The sequence below is a fragment of the Hymenobacter roseosalivarius DSM 11622 genome, assembly GCF_900176135.1.
Lineage (GTDB): Bacteria > Bacteroidota > Bacteroidia > Cytophagales > Hymenobacteraceae > Hymenobacter > Hymenobacter roseosalivarius.
The window spans coordinates 1-10,749 of record NZ_FWWW01000038.1 but is presented as its reverse complement, the minus strand read 5'-3'; the positions used below and the strand labels follow the sequence as shown (position 1 = coordinate 10,749).

The 10,749-nt window shown below is 55.2% G+C and carries 15 protein-coding genes; 7 read left to right on the top strand and 8 right to left on the bottom strand.

What is annotated here, in order from left to right:
- Nucleotides 1-48: 48 nt before the first annotated feature.
- The 3 genes from B9A24_RS02455 to B9A24_RS02445 form a co-directional block, all read right to left on the bottom strand.
- Nucleotides 49-774 carry a metallophosphoesterase family protein gene (locus B9A24_RS02455; RefSeq protein ID WP_084443584.1) on the bottom strand — a complete coding sequence of 242 codons (726 nt, stop codon included), beginning with the start codon at nt 772-774 and terminating at the stop codon, nt 49-51.
- Between the two features lie 136 nt (nt 775-910).
- Nucleotides 911-1,135 (bottom strand): hypothetical protein, encoded by a 225-nt coding sequence (locus B9A24_RS02450; protein WP_084443583.1) that lies wholly within the window; start codon nt 1,133-1,135, stop codon nt 911-913.
- Between the two features lie 43 nt (nt 1,136-1,178).
- A complete protein-coding gene (locus B9A24_RS02445; protein ID WP_084443582.1) occupies nt 1,179-1,715 on the bottom strand; it encodes a hypothetical protein in 537 nt (178 codons plus the stop codon).
- A 160-nt stretch (nt 1,716-1,875) separates the two neighbouring features.
- Between B9A24_RS02445 and B9A24_RS02440 the strand changes: the two genes are divergently transcribed.
- From B9A24_RS02440 to B9A24_RS02415, 6 genes are all read left to right on the top strand, one after another.
- A complete protein-coding gene (locus tag B9A24_RS02440) occupies nt 1,876-2,124 on the top strand; it encodes a 4a-hydroxytetrahydrobiopterin dehydratase (protein ID WP_084443581.1) in 249 nt (82 codons plus the stop codon).
- An 82-nt stretch (nt 2,125-2,206) separates the two neighbouring features.
- On the top strand, nt 2,207-2,905 hold the full coding sequence (gene rsmI / locus B9A24_RS02435; RefSeq protein ID WP_084443580.1) for a 16S rRNA (cytidine(1402)-2'-O)-methyltransferase: 699 nt from the start codon (nt 2,207-2,209) through the stop codon (nt 2,903-2,905).
- A complete protein-coding gene (gene lnt / locus B9A24_RS02430) occupies nt 2,844-4,592 on the top strand; it encodes an apolipoprotein N-acyltransferase (RefSeq protein ID WP_234996918.1) in 1,749 nt (582 codons plus the stop codon). The genes rsmI and lnt overlap by 62 nt, the downstream gene beginning before the upstream one ends.
- Before the next feature lie 32 nt (nt 4,593-4,624).
- Nucleotides 4,625-5,419, top strand: a complete 795-nt coding sequence (locus B9A24_RS02425; RefSeq protein WP_084443579.1) for an inositol monophosphatase family protein — start codon at nt 4,625-4,627, stop codon at nt 5,417-5,419.
- Nucleotides 5,420-5,427: 8 nt separating this feature from the next.
- The gene (locus B9A24_RS22215; RefSeq protein WP_200813848.1) at nt 5,428-5,676 is read left to right on the top strand and encodes a hypothetical protein; all 249 of its coding nucleotides are present in this window, start codon (nt 5,428-5,430) and stop codon (nt 5,674-5,676) included.
- 115 nt (nt 5,677-5,791) lie between these two features.
- A complete protein-coding gene (locus tag B9A24_RS02415; RefSeq protein WP_084443577.1) occupies nt 5,792-6,130 on the top strand; it encodes a hypothetical protein in 339 nt (112 codons plus the stop codon).
- 77 nt (nt 6,131-6,207) lie between these two features.
- Here the strand turns inward: B9A24_RS02415 and B9A24_RS02410 are convergent, their stop codons facing one another.
- From B9A24_RS02410 to B9A24_RS23160, 5 genes are all read right to left on the bottom strand, one after another.
- Nucleotides 6,208-7,125 (bottom strand): mechanosensitive ion channel family protein, encoded by a 918-nt coding sequence (locus tag B9A24_RS02410; protein ID WP_234996917.1) that lies wholly within the window; start codon nt 7,123-7,125, stop codon nt 6,208-6,210.
- 186 nt (nt 7,126-7,311) lie between these two features.
- The gene (locus B9A24_RS02405; RefSeq protein ID WP_084443585.1) at nt 7,312-8,334 is read right to left on the bottom strand and encodes an SPASM domain-containing protein; all 1,023 of its coding nucleotides are present in this window, start codon (nt 8,332-8,334) and stop codon (nt 7,312-7,314) included.
- 123 nt (nt 8,335-8,457) lie between these two features.
- The gene (locus B9A24_RS02400; protein WP_084443576.1) at nt 8,458-8,919 is read right to left on the bottom strand and encodes a CHRD domain-containing protein; all 462 of its coding nucleotides are present in this window, start codon (nt 8,917-8,919) and stop codon (nt 8,458-8,460) included.
- 160 nt (nt 8,920-9,079) lie between these two features.
- Nucleotides 9,080-9,553 (bottom strand): CHRD domain-containing protein, encoded by a 474-nt coding sequence (locus B9A24_RS02395; protein WP_084443575.1) that lies wholly within the window; start codon nt 9,551-9,553, stop codon nt 9,080-9,082.
- A gap of 68 nt (nt 9,554-9,621) precedes the next feature.
- Nucleotides 9,622-9,981 carry a CHRD domain-containing protein gene (locus B9A24_RS23160; RefSeq protein ID WP_394334632.1) on the bottom strand — a complete coding sequence of 120 codons (360 nt, stop codon included), beginning with the start codon at nt 9,979-9,981 and terminating at the stop codon, nt 9,622-9,624.
- A 377-nt stretch (nt 9,982-10,358) separates the two neighbouring features.
- Here B9A24_RS23160 and B9A24_RS02385 point away from each other — a divergent pair, with 377 nt between their 5' ends.
- A complete protein-coding gene (locus tag B9A24_RS02385) occupies nt 10,359-10,721 on the top strand; it encodes a hypothetical protein (RefSeq protein WP_084443573.1) in 363 nt (120 codons plus the stop codon).
- Nucleotides 10,722-10,749: the final 28 nt, after the last annotated feature.

Sequence of the window (10,749 nt, the reverse complement as noted above, 5' to 3'; positions counted from 1 at the left end):
AGTCATTAACCAACAGCTCCTTTTCAAAACCTTGATATGCTCGCCTTCTCAGCGGCGCGCTATCGGATAAGGCTCTTCCTGATTAGGATAAAGCTGGAGTTGAAATGTGTCCACATCCAGCACGGCCAGGTGAGCTAACTCCGCATTGTGGCGGTAGACGCAACCGGTATCAAGACCAATTGCTCCCTGTCGGACATCTACCCGCCGCTGCACTTCGGCCTTGGGTGTGGGAACGTGGCCATGCAGCAGGCGCCGCCCCTGCAACCGCGACGCATCAAACACGAATTGCTTGGTATTGAGCATCGTATTCCAAGCCTGACGCATTTGCTTAGGGGGCAAATGAAAGTCGAAGCCGGCATGAACAAGCGTGAAGCCCGGAATATCCAGTTGGTAGGGCAGGGAATCGAGCCAGCGGAGGTAAGGTTCAGGAATTTGGGCTGCTTCCGTCACCCCAAAGCTTTGTAGTGTCAATGCCCGGTCATCGGCTGAAGCCCAGGTGGCGGCAGCCCGGCCGTGAGCAGCATCGAGCAACTCCTGATCATGGTTGCCGCGCAAGCAATACATCTGAAAGCCAGCGGCCTGTAGCTGCATCAGATAATCGAGCACGCCGCGGCTATCGGGACCTTTATTTACGTAGTCGCCCAGCACGTACAACTCATCCGTAGGGCGCAGGCGCAACTTCGTTTCTACCGCGTGACGGAAGGTGTGCAAGCAGCCGTGCAAATCGGTGGTAGCGTAGCGGGCCATGAGAGCAGGCTGGTTGTTGGCAAACATAGATAACGGGAAACCCCGGACAAGCGGCCCGCTGAGCGGTGCCAGGCGGTCAAATCTTACCTGTTTGAAACCTAAAAAGCACTTTCTCCGCAGGGAGAAGTGCTTTTTAAGCCTAAAGGAAGAGGCACCGGACGGCTTAGGTATACGGCGTGTTGTCCAGGTCCGTCTTATCGAGGTTGCGGTTGGGGTTGTTGGTCAGGTGAGGCGGCACCTCGTCCAGCCCATCGTCGGTGTACTCATCGGCCAGCCGCTGCTCCAGCTCGCCGCTGTTGAGGGGGGTGCTAGTCGGGTCGCTTTTGGTCTGGCCATCGCCGGCCGGATTGCCTTTGTTCTCCTGGGACTGCTGATTGCTTTTTGCCATGATTTCAATGCGTTAGATGATAAAGCAGGTGCGATAATCTGGTCTACTCGCCCCGCAAAATGCCTGATTCCTGGGCGTTGGGGTCGTTTAGGTCGGCGTTGGTTTCCGGGGTGGCCCGGCCGGGCGGGCTGTCCTTGACGGTAGACACGTCGTGGTCGTCTTTGGAGAGGGTATTGCGAATGCCATCCACGTCGCTTTCGCCGGCCCCGTGTAGCGTGCGTTGGGCTTTCGTGGCGTTGGCTTCGGAGGCGGAAGGTGGCCGCCGAACCGTATCAGCACTGGGCAGGTCTGAGTCGGGCATGTCCTGGTCGGCACGCTCGTCGCGGCCTTCTTCCGTGGTCAGCATATTATCGCCGGGGTGACCTACTTTATCCGCATCTTCATTCACGGAAATCGACGTATTGCCGCTGCCGCTGTCTGTGCCAAAGCCCTCTTTGCCGTCGCGGTTGCCAAATCCGCCGCGGGCAGCTTCGTTTTTGGGTGGGTCGGCATCGGGAATAATATGTCCGGCAGCTAATTCCTGATCAGTAGTGTCGTCGTTGATGACGCGGACGGGACGATTATTAGGATCAATGGCCATAGAAAGCGTCGTTTAGAGTCGTGGGGTGATTACCTTGAAGTGTACTCTGGTTTGCGAATTTTGGTTTAAGTTGACCGGAAACAGCGTGGCTTGCAGCAAGTTAAAGGCAGTTGTGTCGAGCGCTTTATTTTTCGAGTATTGCTACCCAAAAAAGCCCCTCATGTGGACCGAACACGATAACGCCCTTACCCGCAGCTTCCATTTCGCCGATTTCAAAGCGGCCTTTGCCTTCATGACAGCCGTGGCCGCCGAAGCGGAGCGTCAGAATCATCATCCATGGTGGTCCAATGTGTACGACATTGTCGAGTTTCGCCTCTACACCCACGATGCGGGCAATACCGTCACTAAACGCGACCACCGCTTAGCGGAAGCCATCGACCGGATTTACGCTACGCTTAATGAAGAATGATCCATTATCAGATGCCTTCAATGCCTCATTCCTTATTCTTCATTTCTCATTAAGCGTAGCGTCAACTTACCTTTGTACCTCTATGCCCGACGAAGCTCCCGCGACCACCGTTCTGTATCTCGTGCCCACGCCCATCGGTAACCTGGAGGATATCACCCTGCGGGCCATTCGCATATTGGGCGAGGTAGATACGGTGCTGGCCGAAGACACCCGCAACAGCGGCCGCCTGATGCAGCATTTGGGTTTGAAAAAACCGTTGCTCAGCTACCACCTGCACAATGAGCATCAAACCGTGGCCCGCCTGATTGAGCGTCTGGAAAAAGGGGAACGGATGGCTTTGGTGTCGGATGCCGGCACGCCGGGCATCTCCGATCCGGGTTTTCTACTGGTGCGCGAGTGCCTGAGCCGGGGCCTGAAAGTAGAGTGCCTGCCGGGCGCTACGGCCTTTGTGCCGGCATTGCTCAAGTCAGGTTTCGGAGCCGAACGATTTGTATTTGAAGGATTTCTGCCCGTAAAAAAAGGGCGCCAGACCCGCCTGCGGGAACTGGCCACCGAAACCCGCACGTTGATATTTTATGAATCGCCGCACCGCATCGTAAAAACCCTGGAGCAGCTGGCCGAGGTTTTTGGACCCGAGCGGCAGGCGTCGGTGAGCCGGGAGTTAACCAAGTTATTTGAGGAAACCGTAAACGGCACGCTGCCCGCGCTAGCCGCCAACTTTGCGGGCCGTTCATCCATTAAAGGAGAAATCGTTGTTGTCGTTCAAGGAAGTAAAGACTAGCCCAGCCGTTGCTGCGGCTCCGCGCCCCCAGGCTGGGTGGGCTTATTGGCAACCTTCACTGCTGGCGCTGCTCAGCGCCGTGCTTTTGTGGGCCGGCTGGCCCGTACACCCCACTGGCATGGCTCTGCTGCTGCTCGTCGGCTGGGTGCCGTATCTGTTTATGGAACAGCTGCTTACGCGGCGCGGCGCGAGCGGCTGGAAGGTGTTTCGCTACACCTACCTGACGCTGGTGCTCTGGAATGCTTTTACTACCTGGTGGGTGAGCTACAGCACCTTGGGCGGCGGCATTGCGGCCGTGGTGCTGAACGCTTTGCTGATGTGCCTGCCCACCATGGCGTTTTACCACACCAAAAAGCTGGCGGGTCCTATGCTGGGCTACCTGTCGCTACCCGTTTACTGGATTGCCTTCGAGCAGCTGCACCTGCACTGGGACCTCACCTGGCCGTGGCTTACGCTCGGCAACGGCTTTGCCCAGGCCAATAGCTGGGTGCAGTGGTACGAATATACCGGCTTTCTGGGCGGCTCCGTCTGGATTTGGGTGGTAAATATCCTGGCGTTTCTGTCCCTGCAAAAATACGCGGCGGCCAGCCGACCAGGTGCCCCTGAGTTGAGCCGTGTACAAGTGCAGCGCCTGTTCATGGTTCCTTTACTTGCTGCTTTGCTGCCCATCGGCCTCTCCAAGCTTATTGGCTACAACTATCAGGAGAAAGGCCCCCCAGCCGAGGTTTTGGTTATTCAGCCCAACATCGACCCGTACCAGGAGAAGTTTCAGGGAGCAGAAAACTTCATCCCGATTGAGGCGCAGGTTACCCGGCTAATTACCCTCACTACCGAAAATCTGACGCCCAAAACCCGCCTCGTACTCTGGCCTGAAACCTCTCTGGATCAGGCGCAGTGGGAAAATCAGTTTGACGCCAACCCCAATACCCAGCGGGTTCGGGCAATGCTGGCTCAGCATCCCAACCTGGAGCTTATCACGGGTATTACCAGTCTGGTTGCTTATCCGAGCAAGGAAACCGCTACTGTAACGGCCCGCTACCGCGACGAGACGGGCTACTTCGATGTGTTTAATACCGCTGCTTTCCTGACCAATGCTAGTACGCCGGCTACTTTTTATCACAAATCCCGCCTCGTGCCGGGCGTGGAGAAGGTGCCGCCACTCCTCACCCAACTCATTGCCAATATCAACTTGGGCGGCACGGTGGGCAGCTACGGCAGCCAGAAGGAGCGCACCGTATTCCGCTCCCCTACTGACTCCGCGCTGCGAGTGGGTCCACTCATTTGCTACGAATCGGTGTACGGCGACTTCGTGGCCGAATATGTAAAGAATGGGGCGACGCTGTTGGGCATCATCACCAATGATGGCTGGTGGAGCGACTCGCCCGGCCACGAGCAGCACCTACAATACGCCACTCTGCGCGCCATCGAAACTCGTCGGGCTATTGCCCGCTCGGCTAATACGGGCATTTCGGCTTTCATTAACCAGAGAGGCGAAATCACGGCTCAGACTGGTTGGTGGGTGCCCGCCGCCAGTCGGGCCACCGTGCAGCTCAACTCCGAGCTAACCTTTTACGTGCGCCACGGCGAGCTGATTGGGCCCACGATGCAGGTGCTGGCAGGATTACTGCTGAGCTTCACCCTCGTGCGCCGGTTTGTGGGCGCTAAAAAAAGTCAATTATCATCCTGAGATACGAAGGATGACAGCCTAACATATACCCTATGGATTTCAATGCATTAAGCCTCCAGGTAGCGGATATAGCTCGCCGCGCCGGCCAGTTTATTCGTCAAGAAGCGGCCAACTTTGACTTGGCCAGCGTGGAGCATAAAGGCTTGCATGATATGGTTTCGTACGTCGATCAGCAAAGCGAAAAGCAGTTAGTCGACGAGTTGCACGCACTCCTGCCTGAAGCGGGTTTTATTACGGAGGAAGGCACCGCGGCCAAGGAAAGAACCGAAGAGTATAACTGGATCATCGACCCGCTCGACGGCACTACTAACTTTATACATGGGCAACCCGCGTATTGCGTGAGCGTGGCGCTCATGCACCGCGACGAGCTGGTGGTGGGCGTGGTGTACGAAATCAATCAGGATGAGTGCTTCCGGGCGGCGCTGGGCGGGGGGGCTTACTGCAACGAAAAGCCCATTCACGTATCGGCCGCGGCCGATTTGCATGAGTCACTGCTGGCCACGGGCTTTCCCTACTATAAGTTCGACAAGCTAGATGCCTACCTGAAAATTATGGGCGAGTTTATGCAGTCTACGCACGGTATCCGCCGCGTGGGCTCGGCGGCGCTGGATTTGGCTTATGTGGCCGCAGGCCGCTTCGATGGCTATTTCGAGTTTAATATCAACTCCTACGATGTAGCCGCCGGCGTGCTGCTGGTGCGCGAGGCCGGTGGCCACGTTACGCAGTTTCTTACCAATGGTGACCCCATTTTTGGTCGGGAAGTGTTAGCCACCAACGGCCAGATACACCGCCGGATGCAGCAAACGATTGGCGACTACTGGAAATAGCAGGGCCAGTGGCCAAACTTTTTTTCGGATTGCATAGTTTTATGAGCGTTATGCTGTTCCAATATTTTCTCATCGGCGTTTTGTTCCTGGCAGCCACTTTTTATGTGGGCCGGGTATTCTGGAGAGCCTTTTTCTCCCCAGGCACTACTGGCTGCGCCAAAGGCTGCGGCGGTGCCTGCGGTACCATTGATGTTGATCGGCTGCAACGCACCATTGAAGCGGCGGCGCTGAAAGCTGAACCCCTTCCCAGTAAATAACTTTCCGTATTGTCGATTCAGACAACCTAGCCCCGTGCCGACTGCGTATAGTCGGCACGGGGTTCTTTTTGCTCCTACTCCGCCGCACCGTTCCACTCCCAAACGCCCCCTGATCATGCAAGATAAAGAAGAAGAACGCTCCCTGATTATGGTAGAGCAGAAGCTGGCCAAAGACGGTTTTACCGAAGATTTTCGGGTCGCCGATGGCCGCCTGCGCCCTTTTAGCTCCGAGACCATCAGCTATGGCCCCGAAGACGTGACCATCGTGGATTTTTACCGCTTTGAGGGTGAGAGTGACCCCGATGATATGTCCATCCTGTACGCCCTGGAGTGCGCCGACGGTACGCGCGGCACGATTTCCTCCTCCTACGGCCCCACCGGCGACACCGACAGCCTGGGTTTTCTTAAGCAGGTAGAAGACCTCGGCAAAAACCTGAAAAAAGACCACAAATAAGAAGCGCTAGAGCTAAAAAAGCCCCCCAGAATAGATCTGGGGGGCTTTTTTGGCTCTAGTGGTGCAGGGTGTTGTGCTTACTCATTCTTGTCTGCATCGACTTCTTCCTTTTGCAAGGCGATGGGCAAAGCAACGCCACCCGGCACATGCAGGGTCCGAATGGGAAAGGGAATGTTGATGCCCGCCTCATCGAAGGCCTTTTTTATGCTCATAATGGCGGCGCTTTTGGCCGACACGTAGTCGACCTGCCGCTTGTAGGGAATCCAGAAGCGGAGCTGAAACGTGATGGCGCTGTCGGCAAACTCTGTGAACATTACCTCCGGGGCCCGCTCGCGCACTAGGTGCGGCACCTGTTGTACGGCTTCCAGCACGACTTCCCGCACCTGCTCCAGATCGGAGTCGTAGCCCACCCCGCAGTCCAGATCGACGCGGCGCATGGTATTGACGGAGTAGTTAATCAGGGCATTTTCAAACACTTTGCGGTTGGGCACCAGCACCAACTCGCCGGTTGGCTGGCGCAAATCCACGGTGCGCAGCCGGATGCGCTCAATAATCCCAAAGTAGTCGTTGGTTTTAATCATGTCGCCCACGTTGAAGGGCCGCTGAATGGCGATGATAATGCCACTGATAAAATTGGCCGCGATGTCCTGGAAGGCAAAGCCCAGGGCCAACCCAATAATACCGACGCCGGCCAGCAGCGAGGTCACGGTCTTGTCCAGATTCAGCACCGACAGCACGAAGAACAACCCAAACAGCAGCACGACCACGTAAACCAGCGTCGCAATCAGGCTATTGATCGTTACGCTATGCGACACACGGGGCAGAAACCGGGTAGCTAATCGCTGCACGAGCCGCGCGGCAAATACGGTCACGATCAACAGCAGAATAGCTACCACCAGGTTGGGCAGCATTATGACAAACTGCTCAACCCAAGCAATAAGCTTATCAGTGACGAGGTTAACCGTATTGGAGAAATCAGAGGTAAGAGCAAACACTACTTATGGGATATGATTTGGAATGCGACAGCGCAAAATAAGATCAGCCAGCCACCAAGCCAGACTAAGCCAGTAGTAATAACGCGGCGGCCGTGCTAGTGTTTTTACGCATAACTAACGCAAGCGCAGGCCTATATGCTACTTATCGTTCGCCGCCATGTGCTTTTACCCGGCCCGCTGACCTGCTCAGCCCCACACGCGGGTGCCTTCGGTGCAGTTGCGGCACATCTCAATCTGGTCGCGGCCTTTGAGTAGGGAGGCGCGAAACTGCCGGTATTGTGGCCCCTGCCACAAGCCTCGGAAGGTTTGCTGAGATAAGTCGCCGAGGCGATATTCCGCGTCTTTATCGAAGCAGCAGGGCACCACCAGCCCGTCCCAGGTGATAACGCAGGAGTGCCACATTTTCCAGCAATGATTAATCAAGCGGTTTTTGATGCTCCAGGTGCCGTTCTGGTTATTCTCGTAGCGCGAATAGTAGTCGATGGTCGGGATAAGAGGCGAGCCATTTTGGTAATCGTAAATCTGGGCGGTTTTGAACCACACGTCGTCCACGCCCATGTCGCGGGCCAGCTGCCTGGCATCCTCAATCTGGTGCTCATTGGGCTGCACTACCAGAAACTGAAATACTACCCGCGGCGTGCTCGACTTCAACTCTTTACGCCAGCGCAGCACGTTGCGCGCACCCTCCAATACCTTGTCAATTTTGCCCCCCACGCGGTACTGCTGATAGGTTTCCTGGGTCGTACCATCGAGCGAGATAATCAGCCGGTCGAGGCCCGACTCCACGGTGCGGCGGGCGTTCTGGTCATTCAGGTAGTGGGCGTTGGTGCTGGTAGCGGTATAAATGCCTTTATCAGCGGCGTATTTCACAAGCTCCAGAAAATGCGGGTGCAGGTACGGCTCACCCTGAAAATAGAAGATCAGGTACCAGAGCCGCGCCGCTACTTCGTCGATGGTGCGCTTGAACAGCTCGTCGGGCAGCATGCCGGTGGGCCGGGTAAAGGAACGCAGCCCGCTGGGGCACTCCGGGCAGCGCAGGTTGCAGCTGGTGGTTGGCTCAAACGACAAAGCCATGGGCAACCCCCAGTGGCGCGCCCGGCCCGTGAGCTTGCTCAGGGCGTAGCTCCCGACCACCTGCGCGGTATTCAGTACCCGGCGCGGTGTGGTTTTGGAAAGCAGGTTAAGCGCGTCGGTGAGCGTAGAGGCCATGGTGCGGGTAAAGGTCGGCAATGCCTAGGCAAAAATGCCCGCTAAAGTTCTGGCAGCACTGCGGGAGCACAAAAAAGCCCCCCGCACTCGTCGTATGGGGGGCTTTTCAGGCAAACAGGCGCTCTACTTCACTGTAATATTGCCCCGTATTTCGCCGCCGGGGAATGCGGCACTATGCAGGTTTGAATAAAAACCGTTATTCAGCAATAAGGCTTCGTCGTCCTCAGTAAAGGTGGCCGTAGCGGTGACGGGCGAAGTCAGCTGCGGAAATGGGAAGATTACTGGTCCATTCATGCCCGGCGCGCCGCGGTGCAGGTGGCCAGCTACCGGCGTCAGCCCGGTGTAGGTTACCGTGTAGGTCAATACATTGGTGTTCTTGTCATAGACACCGGTAAAAGTACCCGTAGCGGCCGACGAAACAGCTGGTACTTCCTGACTGCCGCTCATAATGGCCGTTAGGTTTACTTTGGTGCTGGGAGCCGGCTGCGCAATCTTGATCAGCTCATTCAGATCTGTTTGGTCACAAGCGGAAAAGCCTACTAGGCCAAAAGCCAGTAGGAAACCAGAAGTGAGTTTTTTTAGCATTGTTAGGTGGTAAGGAGTGGAAAATAAAAGTTAGAAAAGATGGAATTGTCAGGACAAGAACTCGACAATGGAGAAGGCTGGCTAGGACCTACGGCAAAATATAGCAACCGGTTTGTAACAATTTGGTTTTCTTGTATTTCCAACCAAAACAGAGCCCGCTTTACTGCCTCATAATAGCGCCCCGGCTTACAGCAACGAGCGGCTGCCCCTCACGAAACCGCGTTTCTGCATCCACATACAGACTTCCATCCAGTAGCAGAGCCTCATCGGCCTTCGTTAATGTAATCGTCCCATTAGTTGTCGAAGGCAACGTATAAGCGATGGGCCCGACAGTACCTGCCGCGCCGCGGTGCAGATGCAGCTCTTGAACCGAAATGGCCCCAGCCAAAGAAGTGTTGAATGCCACAGTATAAGCCAGGACATTGGTCTGCTGGTTATAAGTAGCCGTAAAAGAGCCTAAGCCGCCAGTGCCTGCCGGCACAAGCTGACTACCCGTGAGCCTAGCCGATAGGGATATTTCGGGGAGGCTAGGTGGCGCCTTTTTGCGCAGGTCATTCAAGTCGAATTGGTCACAGGCGGAAAATGTGGCCAGACTCAGTAGGAAGAGAAATCCGGAAGCGAGTTTTTTTAGCATGGGTGAGGAGTAGGAAGTGAGCGTTTATCACCTTGGTATCAGCGCAGTTAAGCGATATTCGAACCGCTTTATTGCCGCAAAACAGGCCCCCGGACTTCGCCCTGAGGGAAAATCTGAGTATGCACATCCACATACATATCGTTGTTGAGCAGCAACTCCTCGTCAGCCTCGGAAAGGGTAACTGTAGCTCCGATGGGGAGTGGGAGTGTGAGCGAAGGAAAGGAGAAAACGATTGGCCCGTTCGTTCCTGGTGCCCCCCGGTGCAAGTGGACCTCTGTTACAGGTTGAGATATCACACCAGTAATGGATTCACCACTCGTATAATAAGCAACAGTAGATACTAACACATTGGTTTGTGGGTCGTACAGGCCCGAAAAAGACCCAACGGCTCTCGATGGAGGACCCAATACTACTTGGCGGGCGTCCATATTAGGGGAGGTCAAGGCTATCTTGGGTCTGGGGGCAGGCTGCCCATTGCCTCGCCAGTCTTCCAGTCCGAACTGGTCGCAGGCGGAAAAGGCTACTGAGCTCAATGCCAAGAGGCAACAGCCGGTAAGTTTGTTTAACATAGGTTGGGAAGTGAAGAGTGGAAGATAAGACCGGTAGTGAACTGCCCCCCGGGCTATAAATTGACGGAGCTAAATCACTAATCTGAATTTGAGCTAAAGATTTGAAATATTCCTACAACTATTTGAATTTCTGATCGTTGAGTCTGGAGATAAGTATATCACAACGATTTTATACCATATCTCTGAACTCCTCTTTGCTCCTACCGTTAAGTAATATTTAACCCTAATCCACTCCCATGAAAATTCCAGTTGAAAAAGGCCAGGAGAAGGGCTTTCTGCCCAATGGGCGTCATGTGGTTGAGATTACCGATATTCAGGAAGGTACTAGCGAGCACCAGAATGTGCCGTTTTTCGCGGCCCGCATGGAAAACGAAGATGGCTTCTTGACGCAGCGCTTCTACACGTCGCCGGCAGCCATGCCCATTTTACTTTCTCTCTACTCGGCCGTCGGCATTCATGCTGAAGGGGGCAAAGACCTAGATACTAAAGAGTTGTTGGGCAAGAAGCTCTCCATTGAGGTGAGCGACCACACCTACGCCGAACCGGCTACCGGCGCTGAGCGCACTATCAAGCAGGCTACTGGCTTCCAAGCCGCTTAGTCGTAATTGGAAACCAAAAAAGCCCNCC

Excerpts from the sequence above, each read along its gene's own strand:
- B9A24_RS02455 (WP_084443584.1), bottom strand. The coding sequence starts at position 774 with ATGTTTGCCAACAACCAGCCTGCTCTCATGGCCCGCTACGCTACCACC.
- B9A24_RS02450 (WP_084443583.1), bottom strand. The coding sequence starts at position 1,135 with ATGGCAAAAAGCAATCAGCAGTCCCAGGAGAACAAAGGCAATCCGGCC.
- B9A24_RS02445 (WP_084443582.1), bottom strand. The coding sequence starts at position 1,715 with ATGGCCATTGATCCTAATAATCGTCCCGTCCGCGTCATCAACGACGAC.
- B9A24_RS02440 (WP_084443581.1), top strand. The coding sequence starts at position 1,876 with ATGTGGACCGAACACGATAACGCCCTTACCCGCAGCTTCCATTTCGCC.
- rsmI (WP_084443580.1), top strand. The coding sequence starts at position 2,207 with ATGCCCGACGAAGCTCCCGCGACCACCGTTCTGTATCTCGTGCCCACG.
- B9A24_RS02425 (WP_084443579.1), top strand. The coding sequence starts at position 4,625 with ATGGATTTCAATGCATTAAGCCTCCAGGTAGCGGATATAGCTCGCCGC.
- B9A24_RS02415 (WP_084443577.1), top strand. The coding sequence starts at position 5,792 with ATGCAAGATAAAGAAGAAGAACGCTCCCTGATTATGGTAGAGCAGAAG.
- B9A24_RS02405 (WP_084443585.1), bottom strand. The coding sequence starts at position 8,334 with ATGGCCTCTACGCTCACCGACGCGCTTAACCTGCTTTCCAAAACCACA.
- B9A24_RS02400 (WP_084443576.1), bottom strand. The coding sequence starts at position 8,919 with ATGCTAAAAAAACTCACTTCTGGTTTCCTACTGGCTTTTGGCCTAGTA.
- B9A24_RS02395 (WP_084443575.1), bottom strand. The coding sequence starts at position 9,553 with ATGCTAAAAAAACTCGCTTCCGGATTTCTCTTCCTACTGAGTCTGGCC.
- B9A24_RS23160 (WP_394334632.1), bottom strand. The coding sequence starts at position 9,981 with ATGGACGCCCGCCAAGTAGTATTGGGTCCTCCATCGAGAGCCGTTGGG.
- B9A24_RS02385 (WP_084443573.1), top strand. The coding sequence starts at position 10,359 with ATGAAAATTCCAGTTGAAAAAGGCCAGGAGAAGGGCTTTCTGCCCAAT.